Annotated in this window: 20 protein-coding genes; 4 read left to right on the forward strand and 16 right to left on the reverse strand. The window is 37.0% G+C overall.

Translation table 11 applies throughout. The features are described 5' to 3' along the window. The first annotated feature begins 17 nt into the window (after positions 1 to 17). Genes AWV75_RS00345 through AWV75_RS00355 form a run of 3 tightly spaced genes read left to right on the forward strand, consistent with a single transcriptional unit; the run spans position 18 to position 2,678 of the window. The gene (locus tag AWV75_RS00345; RefSeq protein ID WP_060872495.1) at positions 18 to 1,040 is read left to right on the forward strand and encodes a DHH family phosphoesterase; all 1,023 of its coding nucleotides are present in this window, start codon (positions 18 to 20) and stop codon (positions 1,038 to 1,040) included. Then, a complete protein-coding gene (gldI, locus tag AWV75_RS00350; protein ID WP_060872496.1) occupies positions 1,033 to 1,584 on the forward strand; it encodes a gliding motility-associated peptidyl-prolyl isomerase GldI in 552 nt (183 codons plus the stop codon). Before AWV75_RS00345 ends, gldI begins: the two co-directional genes overlap by 8 nt. A gap of 5 nt (positions 1,585 to 1,589) precedes the next feature. Further along, on the forward strand, positions 1,590 to 2,678 hold the full coding sequence (locus AWV75_RS00355; RefSeq protein ID WP_197429536.1) for a peptidylprolyl isomerase: 1,089 nt from the start codon (positions 1,590 to 1,592) through the stop codon (positions 2,676 to 2,678). A 127-nt stretch (positions 2,679 to 2,805) separates the two neighbouring features. Here the strand turns inward: AWV75_RS00355 and AWV75_RS00360 are convergent, their stop codons facing one another. From AWV75_RS00360 to AWV75_RS00410, 11 genes are all read right to left on the reverse strand, one after another. Then, complete coding sequence (locus AWV75_RS00360) at positions 2,806 to 3,432, reverse strand: WbqC family protein (RefSeq protein WP_060872497.1); 627 nt, start codon at positions 3,430 to 3,432, stop codon at positions 2,806 to 2,808. A 2-nt stretch (positions 3,433 to 3,434) separates the two neighbouring features. Further along, positions 3,435 to 5,021, reverse strand: coding sequence for a signal peptidase I (gene lepB, locus AWV75_RS00365; protein WP_060872498.1), 1,587 nt, complete (start codon positions 5,019 to 5,021; stop codon positions 3,435 to 3,437). A 28-nt stretch (positions 5,022 to 5,049) separates the two neighbouring features. After that, positions 5,050 to 5,757, reverse strand: coding sequence for a 4-hydroxy-tetrahydrodipicolinate reductase (gene dapB / locus AWV75_RS00370; RefSeq protein WP_060872499.1), 708 nt, complete (start codon positions 5,755 to 5,757; stop codon positions 5,050 to 5,052). Between the two features lie 14 nt (positions 5,758 to 5,771). Further along, positions 5,772 to 6,344 (reverse strand): DUF5683 domain-containing protein, encoded by a 573-nt coding sequence (locus tag AWV75_RS00375; RefSeq protein WP_060872500.1) that lies wholly within the window; start codon positions 6,342 to 6,344, stop codon positions 5,772 to 5,774. 23 nt (positions 6,345 to 6,367) lie between these two features. Continuing rightward, positions 6,368 to 7,270 carry a ParB/RepB/Spo0J family partition protein gene (locus AWV75_RS00380; protein ID WP_060872501.1) on the reverse strand — a complete coding sequence of 301 codons (903 nt, stop codon included), beginning with the start codon at positions 7,268 to 7,270 and terminating at the stop codon, positions 6,368 to 6,370. Positions 7,271 to 7,294: 24 nt separating this feature from the next. Then, the gene (locus AWV75_RS00385) at positions 7,295 to 8,059 is read right to left on the reverse strand and encodes a ParA family protein (protein ID WP_060872502.1); all 765 of its coding nucleotides are present in this window, start codon (positions 8,057 to 8,059) and stop codon (positions 7,295 to 7,297) included. A gap of 162 nt (positions 8,060 to 8,221) precedes the next feature. After that, positions 8,222 to 9,094 carry an SDR family oxidoreductase gene (locus tag AWV75_RS00390; protein ID WP_060872503.1) on the reverse strand — a complete coding sequence of 291 codons (873 nt, stop codon included), beginning with the start codon at positions 9,092 to 9,094 and terminating at the stop codon, positions 8,222 to 8,224. Between the two features lie 157 nt (positions 9,095 to 9,251). Next, positions 9,252 to 10,319, reverse strand: coding sequence for a phytase (locus AWV75_RS00395; protein ID WP_060872504.1), 1,068 nt, complete (start codon positions 10,317 to 10,319; stop codon positions 9,252 to 9,254). Beyond that, positions 10,319 to 11,317, reverse strand: a complete 999-nt coding sequence (locus AWV75_RS00400; RefSeq protein WP_060872505.1) for a metallophosphoesterase — start codon at positions 11,315 to 11,317, stop codon at positions 10,319 to 10,321. Before AWV75_RS00400 ends, AWV75_RS00395 begins: the two co-directional genes overlap by 1 nt. Positions 11,318 to 11,384: 67 nt before the next feature. Beyond that, complete coding sequence (locus AWV75_RS00405) at positions 11,385 to 14,222, reverse strand: TonB-dependent receptor (RefSeq protein ID WP_060872506.1); 2,838 nt, start codon at positions 14,220 to 14,222, stop codon at positions 11,385 to 11,387. Positions 14,223 to 14,653: 431 nt separating this feature from the next. Next, entirely contained in the window at positions 14,654 to 14,830 is a 177-nt protein-coding gene (locus AWV75_RS00410) for a hypothetical protein (RefSeq protein ID WP_172462211.1), read from the reverse strand. A gap of 143 nt (positions 14,831 to 14,973) precedes the next feature. On the opposite strand from AWV75_RS00410, the gene fumC reads away from it, so the two are divergent. Next, positions 14,974 to 16,365, forward strand: coding sequence for a class II fumarate hydratase (gene fumC, locus AWV75_RS00415; protein ID WP_060872507.1), 1,392 nt, complete (start codon positions 14,974 to 14,976; stop codon positions 16,363 to 16,365). Between the two features lie 302 nt (positions 16,366 to 16,667). On the opposite strand, the gene AWV75_RS00420 is transcribed toward fumC, so the two are convergent. The 5 genes from AWV75_RS00420 to lon all read right to left on the reverse strand — a co-directional run bounded on the left by AWV75_RS00420 (position 16,668) and on the right by lon (position 23,332). Further along, a complete protein-coding gene (locus tag AWV75_RS00420; protein ID WP_060872508.1) occupies positions 16,668 to 17,294 on the reverse strand; it encodes a hypothetical protein in 627 nt (208 codons plus the stop codon). Positions 17,295 to 17,518: 224 nt separating this feature from the next. After that, positions 17,519 to 18,853, reverse strand: coding sequence for an MFS transporter (locus tag AWV75_RS00425; protein ID WP_060872509.1), 1,335 nt, complete (start codon positions 18,851 to 18,853; stop codon positions 17,519 to 17,521). Positions 18,854 to 18,925: 72 nt separating this feature from the next. Then, positions 18,926 to 19,609, reverse strand: coding sequence for a (d)CMP kinase (gene cmk / locus AWV75_RS00430; RefSeq protein WP_060872510.1), 684 nt, complete (start codon positions 19,607 to 19,609; stop codon positions 18,926 to 18,928). A 17-nt stretch (positions 19,610 to 19,626) separates the two neighbouring features. Continuing rightward, on the reverse strand, positions 19,627 to 20,649 hold the full coding sequence (gene porQ / locus AWV75_RS00435) for a type IX secretion system protein PorQ (protein WP_060872511.1): 1,023 nt from the start codon (positions 20,647 to 20,649) through the stop codon (positions 19,627 to 19,629). Positions 20,650 to 20,860: 211 nt separating this feature from the next. After that, on the reverse strand, positions 20,861 to 23,332 hold the full coding sequence (gene lon / locus AWV75_RS00440) for an endopeptidase La (RefSeq protein WP_060872512.1): 2,472 nt from the start codon (positions 23,330 to 23,332) through the stop codon (positions 20,861 to 20,863). Between the last annotated feature and the right edge of the window lie 105 nt (positions 23,333 to 23,437).

Here is a 23,437-nt window from a genome sequence, read left to right on the forward strand (position 1 = left end):
TAACTTATTTTCGCATTATGAAGCATACATCAATAGATACGTTAAAACAACTCATTAGTTTACCAGCAAAGAGCTTTGCAATCATCCCACATCGCAATCCCGATGGTGATGCTATTGGCTCTTCTTTAGGTTTATATCACGTATTAAAACAATTGGGACACAAGGTAGAAATTATCTCTCCCAACGAGTATCCAAACTTTTTGGCTTGGATGCCTGGTACTGCAGCAATTAAAATTTACGATTTTAATAAAACAGCAGGTCAACACATACTAAAAAATAGCGATTGCATTTTTACGCTAGATTTCAATATCTTATCTCGTACAGGAGATGAAATGGGTGCTTTTTTAGCAAGCTTACCCAATGATTTTGTCATGATTGACCATCATCAAATGCCTGGAGATTACGCCAAATTAACCTTTTCCGATACGTCTTTTGGATCAACATGTGAATTGTTGTATTCGCTGTTAGAACAAATGGATTTGACTGATTTAGTTCACCAAGAGGCCGCTACTTGTATTTATACAGGAATTGTTACGGATTCTGGTTCTTTCCGATTCCCTAAAACTACGGCTAAAACACACCAAGTGGTTGCTGCCTTAATTGAGAAAGGAATTGACAACCCTAAAATTCACCACGCCCTGTTTGACAATAGCTCATTCAACCGTTTACAATTAATGGGAAGAGCACTACAACATCTGCATTTGATTCCGGATACGCAAACTTCTTATCTTTATTTGAATGAGGAAGATCTTCATGAATTTTCTCATCAAAAAGGAGATACAGAAGGATTAGTGAATTATGGGCTTTCTATTAGTGGAATTGATTTAACCGCATTTTTCATTGAACGCAAAGACGAAGGCATTATTAAAATTTCTTTCCGTTCATCGGGTAATTTAGATGTCAATTTATTTGCTCGAACCTATTTTGAAGGGGGTGGCCATATCAATGCAGCAGGAGGTAAATCTACACTTTCACTCGATGAAACGATTCAACGTTATATCGACATTGTAAATCAACACAAACAAGATTTTTATGTTTAAGTATTCCCTTTGCTTCACTCTTCTGGCTAGTCTAGTTCTCCTGGCAAGCTGTCAAGAGAAACAAGAGGCTCGAAAACCGATTTCTAATTCGCGTTCAGTGGAAACAAAACTTTCTATTGACCGCAATATTGAATTGAGAGAAAGCGAAGAAGACATCTTTACCAAATACAGAACAAATGACGTAGCCAATACTTATATTCACTCGAATTCAGGATTTTGGTTTACCTATTTAAAAAGAGAGGTTAAGGATTCTGTCCTCCCTCAGAAAAGTGATATCGTTCAATATACGTATGAAATACGTCAAGTGAATGACAGCGTCATCTATACGCAGAAAGAAATCGGCACCTTAACCTATAAGGTTGATGAAGAAGATATCTTACCTGTTTTGCGCCATAGCCTGAAAATTTTAAAACCTGCTGAAAGCATCAAGGTATTAAGTCCCTCTAGTTTAGCGTATAGCTATTTAGGTGATCAAAAGGCTATTGCAAAAAATCAACCTTTAGTTTTCATTATTTCACTGGAATCAATCAAAAAATCTAATTAATAAAAATGAAAAAAATGACGAGTCTAATTTTAAGTTTAGTCGCTTTAGTGTCGTCTTGTACTACGCAAAAATCAGATTTACCTGATGGTTTGTACGCAGACATTCAAACAAACAAAGGTCATATCATCGTTGAGCTAGCTTATCAAAAAGCACCTGTAACTGTGGCTAACTTTGTGAGTTTAGCAGAAGGAAAAAATCCTTTTGTTGATGAACAATACAAAGGCAAACAATATTATGATGGAATTAAATTTCACCGTGTAGAGAACGATTTCGTAATCCAAGGTGGAGATCCAACAGGAACAGGAGCTGGCGGACCAGGTTATGTGTTTAAAGATGAGTTTTCTCCTGAATTAACGCATGATAAACCAGGAACTTTATCTATGGCTAACAGCGGTCCTTTTACCAATGGTAGTCAATTCTTTATTACACACAAACCTACACAGTTCTTAGATAACAGACACTCTGTTTTTGGTTATACAGTAAAAGGAATGGATGTAGTAAACAGCATTGTAAAAGATGACGTAATCGAAAGTGTAAAAATTATCCGTCAAGGAAAAGAAGCGAAAAAATTTGATGCTGTAAAAGTATTCAAAAACTACTTCGAAGAAGCAGCTAAAGAGAAAAAAGAAAAAGAAGATAAATTAGCAGGTGCACAACAAAAATATGCTAGTCAATTCGCTGATTTGAAGAGCAAAGCAACAAAACTTGATTCAGGTTTATCTTATGTAATTATAGAAAAAGGCAATGGCAAAAAACCAGCAGTCAGTCAAGAAGTATTTGTTGACTATGCAGGATTCTTTGAAAATGGACTTTTATTTGATTCAAGTATTGTTTCTTTAACGAAAGAGTTTGATGCATTTGATCAACGTAGAGCAGACATGAATGGATATAACCCAATTCCTTTTACTTACGGTGCTAAAACAGGCTTAATCCCAGGTTTTATTGAAGGAATTGAGCAAATGAATTTTGGTGATACTGCTATTATCTTCATTCCTGCTCACATGGCTTATGGCGAACGTGGAGTTGGTCCTATTCCTCCTAATACAGATTTAGTGTTTCAGATGAAATTATATGAAACTGCTGATAGAAAATAGTAATGAGTTATGAGTTATGGGTTATGAGTTATGGGTTATGAGTGATTATGTGAGACAACAATTACCCTTTAACCTTTAACTCCAAAACCAATAAAATAAAAAAACCTCCGCTTTAGCGGAGGTTTTTTTATTTTATTGGTTGACGTTGCAAATAAGCAACTGCGCTTCTTCCTTCATTAAACAACAAATCTAATATGCTTAAGTTGTTTAAAAATCCATTCTTATCGTCAAAGACTTGAATATAAGGTTCGAATTGATTTTCATCTTTCTTACCGTTGGCTAATGTTCTAAAATCAACGACATCGGCTGAAACTTCTTTTAGATACTCTTCTGTTTTGCGATATTTCCAATCTACACCTAAACATTCGGTTATAACTTCGTGAATCTCTAAATTTAGATCCAACATATACTTGTGTTGTTTCTCAAAAAGAGAACGAATATCATCTTCAAAATATTCAAAATAAGGAGAAGTACGATAAGCGGCTTCTAAGCTCTTAAAGTGTTGCTTTTGCCATCCAAAGGCATATTCAATTTCAACCTCTTTAAACTTTTGGTGTAGTCCTTCTTTGTTGTGCTTGATGGGTATATTCAACATTTGCATTCCATTTGCACTGTGAATATACATTCTGTTTCTATTGGTTTGTTTTTGAAAATTATCTTCTACTTCAAAAACAAGCTCTTCTGCTTGCGCCATCGCTACATAGTGACTTATAGAAGGAAAATAAGTCGGATGTAGTATAATTGTATTCGACATTATTAAAACTTAGAATTCTTTTTTTCTTTTCTTCTTTTGTATAAACTATATCCACCCCATCCGATTAATATAACGAGGAAATAAGGGAAATAAGACACTTGGGTTCCATTGCCATTTACCGTAATAAACATGCGGTCCCAACGGATTTTATCAAACGCTTTTGACCATGGAATATTTTGATCCAAACTCATCCATACAAATACAGGTTTACCCACAATATGATCTTCAGGTACAAATCCCCACATTCTACTATCTTCTGAGTTGTTGCGGTTATCTCCCATCATGAAGTAATAGTTTTGTTTGAAGGTATACTGATCTGTAGCTTGACCATTAATGTAAATCTGCCCATCTTTTACTTCCAAATCATTGTCTTCATATACGCGAATTGCGCGTTTATACATTGGTAAGTTATCTGCAGTTAAAGTGATTGTTTCTCCTTTAGCAGGGATATGAATTGGCCCTAAATTAGTTTCTGTCCAATCTTCTTTATTGTGTGGGAAGATATACCCTTTAGGCATATTGTATTGAAACAATTTAGACATATCCGGACTTCTAGTCACACCTTTTACCGCACTAAACGTTTTTAGATATTCTACATCGTCATTTGTTAGCGATTGGAAAAACACAGCATATTGTGGACTGTTTACATAGGTAACATAATCGCTAATTTTTCTGTTTTGAATAATCGTTCTTAAATCTAATGAACCATCTGTTTCAATTAGGTAACTATATTGAACTCTTGCTCTATCATTGAGCTGTAATTCTTTATCATTGATAAATACAACACCCTCTTTAACTGATAAGTTCTCTCCTGGTAAACCTACTGCGCGTTTTACATAGTTGGTTTTTTTGTCAATAGGTTTAATAACTCCAGGTCGTTTCACTGGGTCATTAAATTTGTAAATGGTATCGACAGGCCAATTGAACACGACAATATCGTTGTGTTGTACTTTTTGGAAACCAGGCAATCTAAAATAAGGCAAATGTGGCTTATTTAAATACGATTTTTTTGATGTAAATGGAATCGTATCGTGTACCATCGGCAAGGCAACTGTTGTCATGGGTGTTCTTGCTCCATAATGGAACTTGCTCACAAACAAAAAGTCTCCGACCAACAAGGTTTTCTCTAAGGATGAGGTTGGAATGGTATAGGGTTGAATAGCATACGTATGGATTACGGTTGCCACAACTACAGCAAATAAAATCGAGCTTACAAACTCTCCTGATTCTGTTTCTGGTTTTAGTGATCGATTTTCACGGTACTTTACGTCGCCTACATAATTGATAAAAGCTACGTATAATCCCAAGGTTACCACCCCTAAAATCGTATCTATCGTTGATTTCTTTCCAAAACTTCTCAATATTTCAACCCATACTACAGGGAACATAATCAAGTTTACAATTGGAATAAACAACAAGATTACCCACCACCACGGGCGATTGATAATTTTCATTAATACTACTCCATTATATACTGGAACAGCTGCTTCCCAAGCTTTTCTTCCTGCTTTTACATATAGCTTCCAAGTTCCTATAAAATGAACCACTTGAATAAGCAAGATGAAAATGAACCATTGTGCTATCGTCATACTCTTTTTATTTTAAATCCCAATTTACTTATTTTTTCAAATTAAGCACATCTTTCATTGAGAAAATACCTTTTTTATCTTTTAACCACTCCGCTGCGACAACAGCTCCTAGAGCAAATCCTTCGCGATTATGAGCGGTGTGTTTAATTTCTATTTGATCAATGCTAGAGTCATAACGCACCGTATGTGTACCCGGCACTTGATCTTCTCTTACTGCATCAATGTGTATTTGTTTGTCCGTTGCTTGCGGATCTAACGTCCAGCTTTCATAGCTAGAGTTTGCTAAAATCCCTTCTGCTAAGGTGATGGCTGTTCCACTTGGCGCATCTAACTTTTGTGTATGATGGATTTCTTGCATGGAAACTCCATATTGCTCAAAATTTCTCATCATTTTAGCGAGGTAGTCATTTAATTCGAAGAAGATATTAACTCCTAAGCTAAAATTTGACCCATACAAGAAGGCGCTATCTTTGTCTTTACAAAAATCAACGATTTCGCTATAATGCTCTAACCAACCTGTGGTTCCACAAACCACGGGAACTTGAACGGCTAGTGCTTCTTTTATATTAGCAACTGCAATTGACGGCACACTAAAATCAATGGCCACATCTGCTTGTTCCAGCCTTCCTGTTACCTGTTCTCTTTGTTTGATATAGACAATTGAATGTCCTCTTTCGATGGCTATTCGCTCAATGATTTTACCCATTTTACCATAGCCTAATAATGCAATATTCATAAGTTCTGTACGGGTTAAAAGCGATATTGTACATTAATCGCGTATTGGTACTGTTGCTGTTGAATCAGTCCTTTTTGGTCTAATTCAATGACGGGTTTGATTGTCAAGTTTTCGTTGACGTTGAACTGCATCAAATGCGCATCCACATTGGCATCTACAATGCTCAATACATAGAATCCCACAGCAATAACGACAGATAAATCTCTATTTTTACGATAGAAATTCTGTCCATCTAGTAATCGTTGATCATCCAATCCCGCAAGGGTTTCATCTGTTTGATCTATTTTTCCTTGAAGTCTATTTTTATATTCGTTGCGGTAACGATCGTAATTGCGTTGGTTATCTGCCCAAAAATAAACGGGAATTCCAATTCCTGCGTACACAAGCGGAACTTTCCAATATTTTTTGTTGTAAATCTGTCCTAAACCAGGAACAATTGTAGTATAGAATGCCGCACGAGAGGGTGCAACAGGATCAAGAGGCTTATAAGCGGCCTCTCTTTTTCTTTTTTCTTTTTTACTCTCTTTTTCAATCCCCTCTTCTTCTTGTGCAAAACTTGCTACTTGAAAGAGTAGGCTGAAAATCATTATCAATAAAAATCTACTTCTCACTACTTTTCTAAAAGTTTGATAATACGCTCTAAATCTTCTTCCGAGTAAAAAGGAATTGTAATTTTTCCTTTTCCACTATGGCTTGCTTTAATATCGACCTTTGCTCCAAAAAACTTACCAAATGACTGTCTATATGTCTCTGGTACCACTGGTTGGGCTTTTGGTTGGGCTTTTACAGCTGTTGGCGCTGTATCCCCTTCCTGATATCTTTTCACCAAAGCTTCTGTCTCTCGAACAGATAAGTTCTCGGCAATTATTTTATGGTAAATATCCGTTTGTACGTCTAAGTCATCGATATTAATGATTGCTCGTCCGTGTCCCATCGTAATAAAACCGTCTCGAATTCCCGTTTGAATAATAGGGTCTAACCTCAGCAAACGCAAATAGTTAGCAATCGTAGATCTCTTTTTACCTACACGATCACTTACTTGTTCTTGGGTCAGGCTAATTTCTTCCATCAAACGTTGATACGACATGGCGATTTCGATTGGATCTAAATCGTGGCGTTGGATATTTTCCACCAAAGCCATAACAAGCGAATCATTGTCATTTGCGATGCGAATATAAGCAGGAATCGTGGATAAGCCAGCAATTTTAGAAGCTCTTAACCTTCTTTCCCCTGAAATTAACTGATATTTATTAAAGTCAATTTTTCGAACCGTAATAGGCTGAATCACACCTAACTCTCGAATACTACTCGCTAATTCTTGTAGTGATTCTTCATTAAAATTTGTACGAGGCTGAAAAGGATTAATTTCAATTGCTTCTAAATCCAATTCAATGATATTACCTACAACTTTGTCCGCATTGGTATCGTCAATTGACTTAATGTCATTCTCAGGATCTTTTAACAGCGCTGACAATCCTCTTCCTAAAGCTTGTTTTTTTATTGCTTTTGCCATAGTTTATCTTTCCTCTCCTATTTTTTAGTGATTCTTTTTTACTATTTCCTCCGCTAAATTAATATAATTTGTAGCACCTTTACTTGTTGCATCATAATTTATGATGCTTTCACCAAAACTAGGTGCTTCACTTAATTTTACGTTACGTTGAATAATGGTGTCAAAAACCATGTCATTGAAGTGTTTTTGTACTTCTTCTACCACTTGATTTGACAGGCGCAAACGCGAGTCATACATCGTCAATAACAACCCTTCAATATCCAATTTAGGATTGTGAATGCGCTGTACGCTTTTAATGGTATTCAATAACTTTCCTAATCCCTCTAATGCAAAGTATTCACACTGAATTGGAATAATGACAGAATCAGCAGCAGTAAGTGCATTCAAGGTCAATAATCCCAGAGAAGGTGCACAATCAATAATGATGTAATCGTACTTGTCTTTAATGGACTGTAACGCTTCTTTCAGCATATATTCTCTGTTCTTTTTATCAACTAGTTCGATTTCAATCGCAACTAAGTCAATATGAGCAGGAATCAAGTATACATTGGGGGCTGTACAATCTACAACAGCTTCAGCAGGCGTACAACTATGCTCAAGAACTTCATAAGTTCCTATTTCCACAGCTTCCACATCTACTCCTAAACCCGAAGTAGCATTGGCCTGAGGATCAGCATCAATGAGCAACACCTTTTTCTCTAGCGCTCCTAAAGAAGCAGCTAAGTTAACAGAAGTAGTCGTTTTACCTACGCCACCCTTCTGATTTGCAACAGCTATAATTTTCCCCATTTTATTAATATCAAAAATTTTTGAGTGGTAAAAATACAATTAATTATCTGTATATAAAATCTATTTTATTAACATTCTCAATTGACAACTTCGACCTAAAAAAAGGGTAATCTCTTATTATCCAAAAGAATACCCTTAATTTAACTTCGTTTATATTTTGTTTTATTTCTTGCGCACATTGGCTTCTAACATATCCCACATCGCTTCTGGAACTTGATCTAACATATTAAACTCTCCGGCTCCTTGTAACCATTCTCCTCCGTCTATGGTAATTACCTCTCCATTGATGTAACTTGAAAAGTCAGAAATCAGGTAGGCTGCTAGATTGGCTAACTCTTGGTGTTCCCCAACTCTGCGCAGCGGAATCTTTTTCGTGAGGTCGAATTTTTCTTTTAAATCACCTGGTAATAATCGATCCCAAGCTCCTTTTGTAGGGAAAGGCCCTGGAGCAATCGCATTGAAACGCATACCGTATTTGGCCCATTCCACAGCTAAGCTTCTCGTCATAGCTAAAACCCCTGCCTTAGCGACAGAAGAAGGTACGACATACGCAGACCCTGTCCATGCATAGGTTGTTGTGATATTTAAAACAACCGTATTGCGTTGTTTTTGTTCAATCCAATGTTTCCCGAGAACCAATGTACAGTTTTTTGTTCCTTTTAATACGATATCTACGATTGTGTCAAACGCATTGGAAGATAGTCGCTCCGTGGGTGAAATAAAATTACCCGCTGCATTGTTGAGTAAAACATCTACTTTTCCCCATTTATCCAATACTGCTTGTAGCATTTGTTCTACTTGATCATAATGTCGCACATCACAGCTTACAGGGAAACACTCCCCGCCTGTTTGTTCTTCTAGTTCTTTGGCTGTTTGTTGTAATTTTTCTAAATCGCGAGAAGTGATAACCACTTTCGCACCTATTTCCATAAAGTAAGCAGACATCGATCTTCCTAAACCGCTTCCTCCTCCAGTAACAATCACTACTTTATCTTTCAATGCCGTTGGTGGCAACATTTTTTCTGTATAATTCATAACTTATTTTCTTTTTGATATCTTCTAAAGATACAAAAAAGGAAGTTGATTTTCTTTCATCTCGGTTGAAAAACTTTATTTGAGATGGTGAGGCGATGAGAAGGTGAGGTCACCTAAAAAAAAAAAAGACATCCCGAAGGATGTCTTTTTTTAAGATTTATTGCTGCGCCTTATCAATGTGATCTTGTATGATGTTCCAATCGTAATAATGGAATACTTTTCCATTGCTCATCATCACCAACATTCCTTTGGGAAATCTAGAGTCAAGTCCTTGAGCTGTGATTTCTAACCCATCACATTCAATGGCCGCCACTGGAATGGTTGCTATCAATTGATGTTCGTGTGGATGATCTGAAGTTCCTTCTCTTGGGTAAATTAAGATGGAATTATCTTGTTGATTGGACACCACTATGTATCCCGTTGTTGCGTCTTGTTTATAAATCGCAATCCCTTCGTGGTCGCGTTTAGCATCGGTTTGTGCAAAGAATGCAAGTTCTTGATTTCCTCTTGCTGGATTTGCATAATACTTGCGTACTCCTGCTCCTTCATCGGAATAATACACATAGCCCAACTCCTGATCTACCGCTATGGCTTCAATTTCTTTTTTTCCACTATAAGCACCAAATTTTCGAACCAATTGCAACTCAATCTTTCCGGCGGCATTGGTTTGATAACGGTATTGCCATAAATATCCTTGGGCAGGTCCGTTTTTACGACCTACAATCGCATAAAATACGGTTGCTCCTCCTTCTTTTCCTTCATATAAAGCAATCCCCATTGGTTCATTGTATTCTTCTGTTGTTTCTCCTTCAAACACCTTTAATCCTCCTCCATCAATAGGAGTTAATTCAGGCAACTTAAACAAGCGAATGGCATTAGCATTGCGCTCGGTGACCACGGCAATGTCAATCTTCTGGTTTTGATATGGAAAATCATACGCGATATCTACGTTATTTGGACGTGCCATATCTGTGTATTGATGTACAATCTTTCCCTGTAAATCATAAGCATAAAGTCCACCGCCATTTTCTTTATCTGTTCCGATGATTAAACTTTTTGTTTTGTCTTGTTTATTCAGCCAAATAGCAGGATCATCCGTATCAAAAACCGTTTGTTCTGTCACTACTACAGGTTGAATAGCATCTGGTGAAACAGGTGCTAATTTATCTTTACAGCTGGTCAATAACGCCAAGCTAAATAAGAAGTATATTGATTTGTTTTTCATTATTTTTTCTTTTGAATGGTGTGGGTATACATTACTTCTGCATCTTCTTTGTTTGCTTTTACGACTTGAACCGTTAAACGATTATTCAAGATAGAAAAGGCCATAAATCCAGGTTCAGCTGCTGCAAAAACAGTATGTTCCATGGTTCCTGAGGGACGGACCTCACTCGCAGCCCCAGATAAAAATTGTGTGGTATAGCGATTTTTAGGTTTAATAATTTGCAAATCATGTTCATGCCCACAGATATAAGCATCAACTTGATGGCGATCAAAAAACGCGGCGAATTTCTGCTCAAATCCTTGGGTATCTTTATTTACTTTTCGCTTTCCTCCACTATACATCGGGTGGTGTCCTACCACAATTTTCCACTGTATATCTGCATCTGCCTGTCCTAAGGTTTGCTCTAGCCACTGCATCTGCTTTTCTGTATCTTGTTCACTCAAATCTCCATACTTGGGACTCTTGCGGTAATTGTCAATAAACGGGTTAGTATCCATCACGACCAACAATAGTTTTTTTCCATTCTCTAATTTAAACGTTTTGCTGTAATAACGATCGGGCATATTCCAACGTCTACTGATTTTCGTATAATCGACTTGCGCCTGAACATTACCTAAATAATCGTGATTACCTAAAGCCACGTACCAATCCGCATACAGCGATGGGTTGGTGTATACCTGTTCAAAAGAAGAAGTCCAGTGATAATCTTGTGTACTCGCTACGCCATTTGGATAGAAATTATCTCCAACAGAAACAACAAATTCTCCATCTAGCACCACCATGGCATTTCCCATTTCTCGAGCTACCTCTTTTTGATAGTAGTCCCCCACGCGTCCAAAATCGCCTAGAACAAGAAAGTTAAAACTATCTTCCTGATATACTAAACTCGGAATATTTTGTCCGGAATAACCCGTACTTTTTTCGTGTTCAAAAGGCGTCTGCGCTTGAGTTAATCCTGTGAAACTAAGTAAGACTAAAGTATAAAATATTTTCTTCATGTGTTGTAAATGAAAAAATTACAGCCAATAAAACGATTCGCTGTAATTTTCTTGTGTATGGTTTATATTATAAATCAAATTTAACCCCTAAGGTAAATTTAGGTTGGTAGTATTCCATTTGTTTTACGCGATTGCTCACCCCTTGGTAATATCTCAACGGTTGATTGGTTAAGTTATTTGCCTCAGCAAACACGCGCAAATACGAAGTAATCTTATAGGATGCATTCGCATCTAAAAACAATTGTTTGTCGTAGTAGCTATCCTCAAAACTATTTCCTCCTAATGCATCTAAGTAATCCGAAGCATAATTTAAAGAAACACGAGCAGAGAAGCGTTCATTTTCCCATGAAAGCGATCCATTAAACATGTGAGGGGCTGATCCAGGTAACTCCATATTTTTTCTAATCTCTCCATCTGCATTGGTAATTCCTTTCGCTTCTGAGTGCGTATACGTATAGTTCACATAGATTCCCAATCCTTTAAAGAATTTACCCGGAATAAAATCTAATTGTCTTTGAAAGGCTACCTCAACCCCGAATAAATTCACCTGATCTCCATTGCGTTGTTGCATAAACTTCCAGTTTTCACCTGCTTGAATTGGATTCGCTTGATCAGGGAAAGCCGCATTGAAATTATCTTGATTGAATGAATCCGAACGGTACGTATAAATGAAGTCATTTAAATTTTTGTAAAACACTCCTGCAGAGAACATCCCTACCGATTGGAAATACTTTTCTGCCATTACATCAAAATTATAGGCATACGTCGCTTTCAAATCTGGGTTTCCAGCGGCAATTGCATTATCTTGAGAAATTACACTGATATAAGGAGCCAAAGCGTAATAATCGGGTCTAGCTAATGCTGTAGTGAACGCAGCTCTATAAATCCAATCTGTATCTGTTTGGTATTTAAATGTCAAACTCGGCATCACATTCGTATAGCTGTTGGTGTTGTTTACTTCTCCTACTAAATCACTTTCATCTACAATGTGATTTCCAGTATAATCAATACTCGTATGTTCTACACGAGCTCCCACAATCATGGATAAATTTGCATTAAAATCTTGATCCCAACGGATATATCCTGCGTAAATTTTCTCTTTGGCTTTGTAATTTAACGCCAAGTATTCTTCTGGTTTGGCTTCTTTTTCAAATAAAGCTGCATTGTTCAAATCTAAACCACCTACATATTGCTTAGCAGCAAAATAACCCGGTACATATCTACTTCCTGCTTGAAAGTCTTTTCCATCATAAAAATGATGCGGTACTGCTGCTAAATTTCCGATTGCATTTGGTGCGATTGGCGTGTATTCATAGAACATATTATCGCGTTCTTTGTCTTTTAAACGCAAACGTCCTCCAAATCTCAATCGTCCTTTTTGATCTTCAATTACAGAAAACGGGATTCTAAAATTCAATTTCGCTCCAAACTCACTGTCTTTTGTAAAGTTGTGGTTTTCTGTTAGTTTTCTAAAGCTAAAGTTTTCAGGTGTATCTTTCGCTGCAGTGATTAAAGGAAAATCTCCATTAGATAAATCTTCTACCATGGCTACTTTCTTATTTTGAAAATCCAAGTAGCGCTCTCCTGGACGGTCTTCTGAAGCACGGGCATAGTTTACTGACCAATCCATATCTAAATTACTCGACCATAAATGCTCTCCACTTAAGGCATAGTTTTGTATGCGTTGATCTTCTAAACGTGCATTCTTATTGCGATTCGTATCAATTCCTCCTTTTGTTTCTCTACGGATATCTCCTTTGTACCCGATGATGTTGTTTTCTGCATCGTACTCTGGGGTTATCCCTCTGTAACGTACACGGTATCTATTTTCTCTATCATCTCTCCAATTGTACATTGCACTGGCATAAATGGTGTGATTGTCATTGATTTTGTAATCAAATGCTCCGGAAAAACTACGGCGTACGCGTTGTACATCATACTTTCTGATGTCGTATTCACTGATATATACATTATTGTGCTCATCTTGATCCCAAACTGCTTCTACGTTGTCTGAACCAAAATTATTGCTGTTGTAAGATCCACTGAAAATCATTCCTAATTTAGAATCTAAAAAGCGGTTTCCGTACACAAAGCTTCCGATGTAATTTCCTTTCTCTCTAATGGGATTATATCCTCCTGCTATTGTTGCAGCAATACGCTCTCCATAAGGGGAAGCGCGGGTAATCAAATCTACAGAACCTCCAATGGCATCTGCATCCATATCTGGGGTTAAGGTTTTATTTACTTCAATAGATGAAATCATATCTGAAGGAATTAAATCCATCTGTACGTTTCGATTATCTCCTTCAGCAGAAGGAATGCGATCTCCGTTTAGAGTCACCGAGTTTAAACTAGAAGCCAATCCTCGGATTACAATGTTACGCGCTTCTCCTTGGTCATTTTGCATGGTAATCCCCGGTACGCGTTTTAAGGCATCTCCGATATTAGAATCTGGAAAACGACCGACTTGATCCGCAGAGATTACATTGGTTACATTGGCGTTATTCATCTGTTGATTTAATGCCTTTGCTTGTCCTTTGAGGCGATCTCCTACAATGACAATTCCTTCTAAAGTTTGAGCATCAGTAGCTAAACTCAAATTGATGACAGTATTCTGTCCTGCTGTAACTTCTACTTCTTGTTCAATAGGTGCATATCCAATATAACTAACAGATAAGGTATAAGCACCTACTGGTATATTTAAAAACTCAAAATAACCATTGCTATTACTAATGGTGTATTGTTTTCCTTTATTTAATAGTACGGCTGCTCCTGGAAGTGAACTTTTATCTGTTGCGTCAATCACTCTACCGGATACAATTCCGTGTTTTTTATCTGCATTTTGCGCGTGTAAGGTCCACGCAAAACAAAGTGTAAAAAAGAATAATAAGTACTTTACTTTCATAATGATAACATTGAATAGTTTTAGGCAAACTTAGTCCTACCCCTACGAAATGGTGTTTCTATATCGTTATGATTGTGTTTTGGTTTTGTTTGTTGTGTTAAGAATGGGTTATGATGAGTTATGGGTGAGGTGGTGAAAGGGTGAGATTGGTGAGACGGTGAGACGGTGAGAGGGTGAGGCAGTGAGACGGTGAAAGGGTGAGATTGGTGAGATTGGTGAGATTGGTGAGATTGGTGAGAGGGTGAGATTGGTGAGATTGGTGAGAGGGTGAGGCAGTGAGACGGTGAGAGGGTGAGGCAGTGAGACGATGAGGTGGTGTTAAGGTCTGAAGGTCTGAAGGTGTGAGGGTGTGAGGGTTGAACGTCTTTCCCTTCTCCATAAAAAAAGAGGCCATGCATCGCATGACCTCTTTTATTTCGTAAAATCAAATTCTACATTTGACTTTCTTCTAACTGCTGTTTTTTAGCTTTCTTCTCTTTTAATAACTCCATTGCGCCTCCAGTTGCCCAGTAGCAAGCGAAACCAATTAAGAATATCAAAAGCCAAAACGCCATTGTAATAACGGTCATGGCAACGATGAAACCTAAATACTGTTGAAATTCAAACATTTTATTCCGGATTTTTTTGTATACGTCCCAAATATACATCCTTTTCTCGATTTAGCAATACCTCTTATTTTATTTTCCACCTTCTTTAGAATCAAACTAAATAATTCAGTACCTTTAAGGTAATTTTAAATACAAATCACATCATGGACTATAGAATAGAAAAAGACACCCTTGGGGAAGTACAAGTACCAAAAGACAAATATTGGGGTGCACAAACGGAACGCTCAAGAAACAACTTTAAGATTGGCCCAGAGGCATCCATGCCACATGAAATTATCGAAGCTTTTGCTTACTTAAAAAAGGCGGCTGCCTATGCTAATTTTGATTTAGGTGTATTAAGTCAAGAAAAACGCGATGCAATTGGACAAGTATGCGATGAGATTATTGCAGGAAAATTGGATGATCAGTTTCCATTGGTCATCTGGCAAACGGGATCGGGTACGCAATCCAATATGAATGTCAATGAAGTGATTGCCAATCGCGCACAGGTTTTAGCGGGGTTTGCTATTGGAGAAGGAGAAGCAGTATTGAAAGCGAATGACGATGTCAACAAATCACAGTCTTCGAATGATACCTACCCTACGGCCATGCATATTGCGGCCTACAAAGCAGTAATTGAATCCACTATTCCAGGGGTTACCCAACTAAAAAACACCTTAGCCGCTAAGGCAAAAGCATATAAAGATGTGGTAAAGATTGGACGTACGCACTTAATGGATGCGACGCCTTTAACTTTAGGCCAAGAGATTTCAGGTTATGTAGCTCAATTAGAACATGGCTTAAAAGCGCTTAACAATACTTTACCGCACTTAGCGGAATTAGCACTAGGAGGAACAGCGGTAGGAACGGGATTAAATACGCCTGTCAACTACGATGTGGTAGTTGCTCAACACATTGCTGATTTTACACAATTACCTTTTGTTACGGCTCCAAATAAATTTGAGGCTTTAGCAGCTCATGATGCTATTGTAGAAACGCATGGTGCGTTGAAGCAACTAGCGGTATCGCTCTATAAAATAGCCAATGATATCCGTATGCTAGCTTCTGGACCTCGTTCGGGAATCGGTGAGATTATCATTCCTGCTAATGAACCGGGATCTTCTATTATGCCTGGTAAAGTAAATCCAACGCAATGTGAAGCCTTAACGATGGTGGCTGCTCAGGTATTGGGGAATGATGTAACGATTTCATTCAGCGGTACACAAGGACAATATGAATTGAATGTATTCAAACCTGTGATGGCAGCGAATTTTATTCAATCAGCTAAATTATTAGGGGATGCTTGTGTTTCTTTTGATGAACATTGTGCACAAGGAATTGAACCTAACCACAAACGCATTCAGGAACTCGTAGATAACTCGTTGATGTTAGTTACGGCGCTCAATACAAAGATTGGATACTATAAAGCAGCTGAAATTGCACAAACGGCTCACGCCAATGGTACAACCTTAAAAGAAGAGGCTGTTCGCTTGGGCTATGTCACACCAGAAGATTTTGATCTTTGGGTAGATCCGAAGAAAATGATTGGGAATTAAGGGTGAGATGATGATGAGGTGAGGCGATGAGATGGTGAAATCGAAACGCAGTGAAAATCGGAACGCAGTGTAGATTCATCGAACACCAAAACAAAATAACAACTCGGTGAGATATATTCATCAAACACCAAAACAAATATAAACTAGGTAAGATAGATGGTGAGGCGATGAGATGATTAGTGGCTGTAATCCATAACTTCTTAAAACCTAAAAAGCAGTAGGGAATAATTCTCTACTGCTTTTTCGTTATGATTACATCAACTTGCTTTCATGTTTTTTATATCACAAGTTTATATTTTCGATCAATAGATAAACTTCACCCTATTTGACTGAATTAATTGATTATAAGAACTATATTTTTTGTTTTTCAGTTCAACTAAAAGCTCTTTCCCTACATATTTATCCATCCATTTTTTTGGCATACTATAACTGATACTAAAAGTAATGTTACTTTTTCTATTTTTCGCCTCACTTATATCATACTCAATAAAACTATCATTATCGGGCTCTTGTACTTTTTTTAGTGTAAAAAAATAGGGTACTATCAGTGTCTTATTTTTCGGAATTAAAACAATTCTATCTTTGTCTTGTATACTTTCATTTATTTGACTGTAGTATTCGGAATCATGGGCTGATGTAGATACTATAGTATAAATTGGAGTATCTTCTTCCTGACTTTTTAAATTTTCTCGTATTTTAATGCCTCCGCATAATTCAGTTTTACAGAACTGTAACTTAGTTTGATTTTCCGATATCGTATCTAACGCTATCCAAATATTCTCCTGAGAATTATTCACTAACTTTATTTGTAACCACGTACTATCGCGTACTTCTTTTTGTCCAATCTCAAAGTATACTTTCGATTTCTTATTTTGACTTAACCCTATTGTAAGTGAAAACAAACTAATAAGTAAAATTACCTTTCCCATCCGTTTAATTTTGCTTGTCCTAAATATCCTTGATATGTGTTATTAAATTGTGGTCGTTCATCAGTAGAATGATATACTTCAAGCTCTGATATAATTAATATTGCTTGGGTTGATTGCTAAGTTACAGCAAGATACAATCTGATTATTTGGCAACCAAATCAATATAACTAAAAAAGGAGATTTCAACCTATTGAAATCTCCTTTTTCATATAAATTATATCTTTCTAATGAGAAAGATGCTCTACATCTTCCGGTCTGTGTTTGTATTTAAAAATAATCGCGAATAAGATAGTTACCACTAACGAGAATAAAGCGAAAATAATCCACGAATGTCTCCACCCTTCTACTTGTAAAACCAAATCTTCTTGGCTATATACATAGTGGTTCACCACAGCTTGTGCTAAGAACATTCCGATGGTTGCTCCGAAACCGTTGGTCATCATCATGAATACCCCTTGAGCAGACGAGCGGATATCTTCACTTGTTTCGTTATCGACATATAAAGATCCTGATACGTTGAAGAAATCAAAAGCGATACCATAGACAATCATCGATAAGATAAACATCCATACGCCATTTCCAGGATCTCCTAATCCAAACAATCCAAAACGCAGTACCCAAGCAATCATTGACATCAACATCACCACTTTAATTCCAAAGCGCTTCAAGAAAAACGGGATCAACAAAATACACAGGGTTTCTGAGATTTGAGAAAGCGAGATTAACGCATTGGCATTACTTGCTCCCCAAGTACTCGCATACTCTGGAATATTCTTAAACGTCGTAATGAAAGGATTGGCATACCCGTTGGTGATTTGAAGAGATACTCCCAATAGCATAGAGAAAATAAAGAAAATAGCCATTTTCTTTTGCTTGAATAGTGCAAAAGCTTTTAAACCAAAGGCATCTGCCAAAGTGCGTTTATCATCTGATTTATTCACTGGGCAATTCGGTAAGGTAAAGCTGTATAAAAATAGAATTACACCTAAGAATCCAGAGACATAAAACTGGTGGTAATCTTGTTGAAAACTAATAAAATCAGGACTACTACTGAAATTAAAACCTAGGGTTCCATCTGTATATCCGAAGAAGTTGACAAATAACATGGCGATGATAAAACCAATGGTTCCAAATGTACGTATAGGTGGAAAGGCTTTAATAACATCCAATTGATTTTGCTTCAAAACAGTATAAGCCGTAGAATTAGATAAGGCAATCGTAGGCATAAAAAACGCTACACTAATGCTGTATAAGGTAAAGATAGTTGTAAAATCTACGTTACTACCAGAAACATAACCATAATACCCCGTCGCAAACATAAAGAGTGCCGCTAACAGGTGGTTGATTCCCAATAAACGTTGAACTGGAATCCATCGATCTGCCACGATTCCCATAATTGCAGGCATAAATATAGACACAATCCCTTGCATGGCATAAAACGAACCAATTTTAGGTCCTAATCCTATAGATCCTAAATAGTTTCCCATTGACGTTAGATACGCTCCCCAAACAGCAAATTCGAGGAAGTTCATAAACGTTAGTTTAAGTTTTACATTCATAATTATTTCGTGTGTAGTGTATAGAAACAAACCGCATGCGTATGCCCCATGCGCGTTTTTTCATGGGTCATTTTAAATTCTTTCTTTTACTAATTGCAGGATTAAATCAAATTGTTCTTCTCTTGATAAATTTGAATTATCTATTTCTACCGCATCTTCCGCTTTTACTAAAGGCGAATCTTTACGCGAAGTATCAATTTGGTCTCGTTCAACCACATTGCGGAGTACATCTTCGTACACGACTGCACTATTTTTTTCTTGCAGTTCTTTGAAGCGTCTTTCTGCGCGAATTTCTGGAGAAGCAGTCATGAATATTTTCAATTCTGCATCGGGAAAAACAACCGTTCCAATATCCCTTCCATCCATGACAACGCCTTTTGATTTACCTAAGATTTGCTGTTGTTGTACTAATTTTTTTCTCACGGCAGAAACGGCTGCAATTTGACTGACAAATTGAGACACTTCCAAGTTGCGAATAAGCTCTTCTACATTTTCTTGGTTGAGGTAAATATCAGCATATCCTTTTGCTACATTGTATTCAAAGTGTACATCAAAGGTATCTAGCAGTTCAATCAAGCGTTCTTCATCAAAAGACTTAGAAGAGATTAAACCTTTGCGCATGGCAAAAAGTGTCACTGCGCGATACATGGCACCGGTGTCGATATAGATGTAGCCTAATGACTTGGCCAATGCTTTTGCTAACGTACTTTTTCCCGTAGAGGAAAAACCGTCAATCGCTATAGTTATCTTTTTCAAATTTGAAAAATTTACAATTAATTCATATCAATACGAACACCAAACATACTGGTGTTTGCTGCTGTGGTTTGGCGTGCATAAGAATAGTCGAATTTAAAGCGTTTCAGTTGTAAACCGACGCCCGCAGTTATCCCTGCGAAATGTCTATTGTCAACAATTCGCAATTCCTCTCCTTTGCGGAAGTTATAACCCAATCGGATTTGAAACTTCTTTCTAGGAAAAAGTTCTACTCCAACAATGAAATGTCGCAATGCATTATTAAAAAATCCGACCTTTTGTTCTTTGAATTCTTCGTCTATAGACGTAGTTCCCCTATTGGGGTTTGAAAAGGACAAATCCCATTGTTGTAAATTATCTATTGTAATGTGCCAACGCAAAGGTACGTTTTCTAATTCTTTCGAAAGAGAAATTGCGACATCTAATGGTAATTTTTCTCGATAATCTGCATACGTTTGCAGTTGAGCCCCTAAGTTTCTGGCAGTTAAGGCAAAGTCCCATTGGCCAATTTCGTCTTTATAGAGTACACCTAGATCAATAGCTGCACCAATAGACTGATAGGATTCCATCGAAGAGAACACAAATTTGACATTTGCTCCTACATACCAATCGGATTGTTCGATTTGATAAGAAGATCCCACAGTCAAAGCAACTTCATTTCCTTTAAAACTCCCCGTATAACTTCCAAATTCATCATACCCTTCCATATCACCATAGTTGATGAAGTTCACCCCAACAAATAGATTTCGCTTGGAACGAAAGGTTTTGGAATACCCTAATGATCCATAATTGGCTACGCCATAAACCTTACTAAAACTCAAATCAAGCTGATTGTCCATCGTTTCATTGATCACAGCCGGATTCCAAAAGGCTTGACTTACCTGTTCCGTAAAGGCATAATTTTTTCCTCCTAAAGCAGCTTGTCTAGGGGAAGAGGGTAAATTCAAAAACTGATAGGTATAGTCAGCTCCTACTTGACTATACGCCTCTAGCGAAAGTAAGTGGAAGACAAGTAAACAAATCCATATGATTGAATGCTTCATTTAGCCATTGGTATTATGTTGCTAATATATTACATTTTCAAAAACAATCGCAAAAAAGGAAGCCTAAGCTTTTTATAGGAGCTAGGCGATTTATTTCTATGTCAAGTTTAAAATGGTCAACCCTATTTAGGAACATTCAGGGATATAAAAAAAGCAGTAGTCACTTGTACTACTGCTTTTTTATTCTTTTTATAAAGGAGAAGCTTTAGGCTTACTTCGCTTTTTCTATGCTGAAATCTTTTGCTTTTTTCACTTTTTCTTTCAACAAGGCAATCTCCAATACCTCTTCCATGCGGTCGACATAGTGGAAGGTTAACCCTTTTACATAGTCCTCTTTTATTTCTTCAATATCTTTTCTATTTTCTTTACACAAGATAATTTCTTTGATATTAGCACGTTTCGCTGCAAGAATCTTTTCTTTGATTCCTCCTACAGGTAATACTTTTCCTCTTAGGGTAATTTCACCTGTCATGGCTAAATTCTTTTTCACCTTGCGTTGGGTAAATGAAGACACCATCGAAGTTAACATCGTAATTCCGGCACTTGGTCCGTCTTTTGGCGTTGCACCTTCTGGTACGTGAATGTGAATTTTGTATTGTTCAAATATATCGGAATTAATACCTAACTCATCTGCATGTGCTTTAATATACTCTAAAGCAATTGTTGCAGATTCTTTCATTACCGTCCCCAAGTTTCCTGTAATACTCAATCCGCCTTTTCCTTTTGAAATAATAGATTCAATATACAAGATATCTCCCCCTACACTTGTCCAAGCTAAACCAGTAACTACACCAGCTACATCGTTATTCTCATATTTATCAGCTTCAAAACGAGGCGTACCTAAGATTTTACGGATATCTTCTTCCGTTACCTTTGGATTGTATTCTTCTTCTAAAACAATGCGTTTCGCGATTCCTCTAGCTACATGAGCCAATTGTTTATTCAATCCACGTACCCCAGACTCACGCGTATAATGTGTTACGATGAACTCCATTTGCTTTTTGCCAATGGTTAAATCCTTCGCTGTTAAGCCGTGTTCTTCCAATTGTTTTGGCAACAAATGTTGTTTTCCGATTTCTACTTTTTCTTCAATCGTATACCCTGTCATTTCAATAATTTCCATACGGTCTCTCAAAGCAGGTTGAATTGTTGACAAACTATTTGATGTAGCGATAAACATCACTTTAGACAAGTCATATCCCATTTCTAAGAAGTTATCATAGAAATCGCTATTTTGTTCTGGATCCAATACTTCTAATAAAGCGGAAGATGGATCTCCATTATTACTCACAGATAGTTTATCAATTTCATCCAACAAGAACACAGGGTTTGATGTTCCGGCTTTCTTCAAACTTTGAATGATTCGCCCAGGCATCGCACCGATATATGTTTTTCTATGTCCTCTAATTTCAGCCTCATCGCGTAAACCACCCAATGAAATACGTACATATTCACGACCAAGTGCTGTAGCAATGGACTTTCCTATCGATGTTTTTCCAACACCTGGAGGTCCATATAGACATAAAATTGGAGCTTTTAAATCATTGCGCAATTTTAAAACTGCCATATGTTCTAAAACTCTTTTCTTTACATCTTCGATTCCGTAATGATCTTTATCTAAAATCTTTTGCGAACGTTTTAAATCAAACTTATCTTCCGAGTATTTACTCCAAGGTAATTCCAACAAAAGTTCTAAATAGTTGCGTTGAATACCAAATTCAGCTACCTGAGGGTTCATGCGTTGCCATTTCATCAATTCTTTGTCAAAACGCTCACGCACCTCTTTATTCCACTTTTTCTCTTTGCCTTTTTTGCGCATTTCTTCAAACTCCTCCTCATTCGAAAACCCACCTAACTCTTCTTGGATGGTCTTCATTTGTTGGTGTAAGAAATACTCTTTTTGTTGCTGATCTAAGTCGATACGCACTTTCGTTTGAATCGTATTTTTCAGCTGTAACTTTTGCAATTCAACATTCATTAAGCGCAACGTTTCATATGCGCGTTCTTTTAAATCGTTGATACGCAACAAGCGTTGTTTATCTTCCACCGTCAAATTGAGGTTCGAAGAAACAAAGTTGATTAAGAACGAATTGCTCTCAATATTTTTTACTGCAAAAGAAGCCTCTGAAGGAATATTTGGGTTTTCTTTGATAATCTCAACCGCTAATTCTTTAATTGAATCTACAACTGCAGAAAACTCTTGATCATCCCCTTCTGGGCGTATTTCATCGCATTCTTTTACTGTTGCAGTTAAGTATGGGTTTTCTGAAATTAATTCAACAATTTCAAATCGCTTTTTTCCTTGTAGGATTACCGTTACGTTTCCATCAGGTAATTTCAGGACCTTAATAATTCGAGCTACCGTTCCTTGTTGATGAATATCTTGCAGACCTGGATCTTCAATATCTTCATTGACTTGAGCAACAACCCCAATGCTTTTTCCCTTTTTATTTGCTGCTTCAATTAATTTAATTGATTTATCTCTTCCTGCGGTAATTGGAATTACCACACCAGGAAATAAAACCATATTACGCAAAGGCAAAATTGGCAATTCAACTGGTAGTTCCTCATTATTCATTTCTTCTTCATCTTCTTGACTTAACAGAGGAATGAATTCAGAATCACCATCTAAGAAATCATCAAGCATCAAATTATCTAATGTTATTATTTTTTGGTTTGCCATATTATAAATATCACGTCATTATGTCAGTAGCTACTATATTCTTGCAAACAACAAAAAACACAAGTCGTTTACTATCAGTCATTTCAGCTACTTATTAGTTTTATA

Source organism: Myroides odoratus, assembly GCF_001549985.1.
Taxonomy (GTDB): domain Bacteria; phylum Bacteroidota; class Bacteroidia; order Flavobacteriales; family Flavobacteriaceae; genus Flavobacterium; species Flavobacterium odoratum_A.

Excerpts from the sequence above, each read along its gene's own strand:
- AWV75_RS00345 (WP_060872495.1), top strand. The coding sequence starts at position 18 with ATGAAGCATACATCAATAGATACGTTAAAACAACTCATTAGTTTACCA.
- gldI (WP_060872496.1), top strand. The coding sequence starts at position 1,033 with ATGTTTAAGTATTCCCTTTGCTTCACTCTTCTGGCTAGTCTAGTTCTC.
- AWV75_RS00355 (WP_197429536.1), top strand. The coding sequence starts at position 1,590 with ATGAAAAAAATGACGAGTCTAATTTTAAGTTTAGTCGCTTTAGTGTCG.
- AWV75_RS00360 (WP_060872497.1), bottom strand. The coding sequence starts at position 3,432 with ATGTCGAATACAATTATACTACATCCGACTTATTTTCCTTCTATAAGT.
- lepB (WP_060872498.1), bottom strand. The coding sequence starts at position 5,021 with ATGACGATAGCACAATGGTTCATTTTCATCTTGCTTATTCAAGTGGTT.
- dapB (WP_060872499.1), bottom strand. The coding sequence starts at position 5,757 with ATGAATATTGCATTATTAGGCTATGGTAAAATGGGTAAAATCATTGAG.
- AWV75_RS00375 (WP_060872500.1), bottom strand. The coding sequence starts at position 6,344 with ATGATTTTCAGCCTACTCTTTCAAGTAGCAAGTTTTGCACAAGAAGAA.
- AWV75_RS00380 (WP_060872501.1), bottom strand. The coding sequence starts at position 7,270 with ATGGCAAAAGCAATAAAAAAACAAGCTTTAGGAAGAGGATTGTCAGCG.
- AWV75_RS00385 (WP_060872502.1), bottom strand. The coding sequence starts at position 8,059 with ATGGGGAAAATTATAGCTGTTGCAAATCAGAAGGGTGGCGTAGGTAAA.
- AWV75_RS00390 (WP_060872503.1), bottom strand. The coding sequence starts at position 9,094 with ATGAATTATACAGAAAAAATGTTGCCACCAACGGCATTGAAAGATAAA.
- AWV75_RS00395 (WP_060872504.1), bottom strand. The coding sequence starts at position 10,319 with ATGAAAAACAAATCAATATACTTCTTATTTAGCTTGGCGTTATTGACC.
- AWV75_RS00400 (WP_060872505.1), bottom strand. The coding sequence starts at position 11,317 with ATGAAGAAAATATTTTATACTTTAGTCTTACTTAGTTTCACAGGATTA.
- AWV75_RS00405 (WP_060872506.1), bottom strand. The coding sequence starts at position 14,222 with ATGAAAGTAAAGTACTTATTATTCTTTTTTACACTTTGTTTTGCGTGG.
- AWV75_RS00410 (WP_172462211.1), bottom strand. The coding sequence starts at position 14,830 with ATGTTTGAATTTCAACAGTATTTAGGTTTCATCGTTGCCATGACCGTT.
- fumC (WP_060872507.1), top strand. The coding sequence starts at position 14,974 with ATGGACTATAGAATAGAAAAAGACACCCTTGGGGAAGTACAAGTACCA.
- AWV75_RS00420 (WP_060872508.1), bottom strand. The coding sequence starts at position 17,294 with ATGGGAAAGGTAATTTTACTTATTAGTTTGTTTTCACTTACAATAGGG.
- AWV75_RS00425 (WP_060872509.1), bottom strand. The coding sequence starts at position 18,853 with ATGAATGTAAAACTTAAACTAACGTTTATGAACTTCCTCGAATTTGCT.
- porQ (WP_060872511.1), bottom strand. The coding sequence starts at position 20,649 with ATGAAGCATTCAATCATATGGATTTGTTTACTTGTCTTCCACTTACTT.
- lon (WP_060872512.1), bottom strand. The coding sequence starts at position 23,332 with ATGGCAAACCAAAAAATAATAACATTAGATAATTTGATGCTTGATGAT.